This is a genomic window from Trebonia sp. (genome assembly GCF_049794275.1).
Taxonomy (GTDB): Bacteria; Actinomycetota; Actinomycetes; order Streptosporangiales; family Streptosporangiaceae; genus Trebonia.
Map to the genome: position 1 here is coordinate 1 of NZ_JBARCR010000377.1, position 1,681 is coordinate 1,681.

The 1,681-nt window shown below is 72.2% G+C and carries 1 protein-coding gene; it reads right to left on the reverse strand.

Annotated elements, in window-relative coordinates; translation table 11 throughout:
• Positions 1-75: 75 nt before the first annotated feature.
• On the reverse strand, positions 76-1,681 hold a 1,606-nt coding region (locus WA805_RS10275; RefSeq protein WP_425242225.1), incomplete at its 5' end, for a tetratricopeptide repeat protein.

Consider the following 1,681-nt stretch of genomic DNA (forward strand, 5'->3'; position numbering starts at 1 on the left):
CCAGCCGCCGTCCTGACTGATTATCGTGATGAGCCCGGACGGGGCAGCCCGGACGAGGCAGCAAGGCCGCGGCGATTATTCGTCGCCGATATCGGCCAGCAGCTCGCGCAGTTCGGTGATCAGCGGATCGTGCGGCGGCAGGACGCGCTGCAAGCGGCCCACCGTGTCGCGCAGCAGCGCGCGGGCGTCGCCGTATCGTCCCAGCCGGCTGTACACCCGGGCCAGCTCCGCACGGCTGCGCAGCGTATCAGGGTGACGCGGGCCGAGCAGCCGCTCGAAGTCGGCCCTGGCCTGCTCGTAGACCCGCTCGGCCGCCACCGTCTTGCCCGTCCGCTGATAGGCAGCGCCCAGGCCGTACCGTGCCCTGGTGGTGTCCAGGTGATCGGGCCCGAGTGCGCGCTCCCGGTCAGCGACGACCCGTTTGTAGGCCGATACCGCCTCTTTCGCCATGCCGCTGGCCAGGTAGGATTCGGCCAGGCCTTGACGCGTGGTCATCGTCTCCGGGTGGCGGGATCCTTGGGTGCGCTCCCGGCCGGCGAGCGTGCGCCGGTACACGGCGATGGCATCGGAGCGCCGGCCCGCGGCCAGGTAGGCGGCGGCGAGTTCGTCCCGCGCGCCGAGCGAGTCGGCATCCTCGGGGCCGCGGACCTGCTCGCAGTCGTAGAGCACGCCTTCGAGGACGGGGATCGCGCGGTCGAGTTCGCCTGCGGCCACCAGAGCGTGGCCCAGGCGGAGCCGGGTCCCGATCACGTCTTGGTGATCCGGCCCGAGTTCCACGGCCTTGGTGTCGAGCAGCCGCTGGAACCAGGTGACGGCGTCGTCCGCGCGACCCGCCGCCAGGCAGGCCTCGGCCAGCCGCTGCTCGGCCAGGATCGTGTGCGGATGCCCGGCGCCGAGCCGTTGTTCGCTGGTGGTGACCAGGTCGTGCCAGTGATCCACGGCGGGACCGGTCAGGCCCGCCTCGTCCAGGCTGTCCGCGGCCCGAAGCAGCACCGGATGGCAGCCGTCGGCCCACAGCCGGTCTCCGGCGATCTGCTGCAGGGCCGCGGTGCAGGATCGCAGACCGGAAGCTGGCCAGCCGGGCATGTCCGGTTCCGGCCAGGCCTGGAGCAGCGCGTCCGCGGCGACCGGGACCACCTGATCCAGCATGTCCTCCGGCATCGCGGCGCACAGCGCCGCCTGCAGCACTGGGCTGATCTGGACCACCGGCGGCGCCGTCACGGGTGCGACGGTCAGCAGGCCGACGCGTTCCAGCACCGCCAGCGCCGTGCGGCCGGACTCCCTGCCTGCCTGGGCTTCGCCGCCGCTGTCGGCTGGGTAGCCGACCGCCGCCGGGCTGACCAGGACGGTGCCAGGAATGCCGTGCCCGTCAAGCAGCGCGGCCACGGCCAGGAGCGACTGGGCCAGCCCGTCCGGGGAAAGCTGATTGGCGCGCTCGAACGAGATCGTCCACGTGACCGCGCTAGCCGGCGGCGGTGTGCCAGGCGAATCGGTGAGCTGCTCCCGCCTGCGGGTGTAGTAGTCGCGGTAGTGGTCGCATGACATCGAGGAGCTGGCGATCACCGCGCTGGCCTGAGTCAGCGCGGCCGGCTCCAAGCCGATAACGCTGACGAGGTCAATCGCGCCAAGCCGCTGGCCCGGGTTGGCGATCAGCCTCCCCATCACGTGGCTGAGGGCCTCG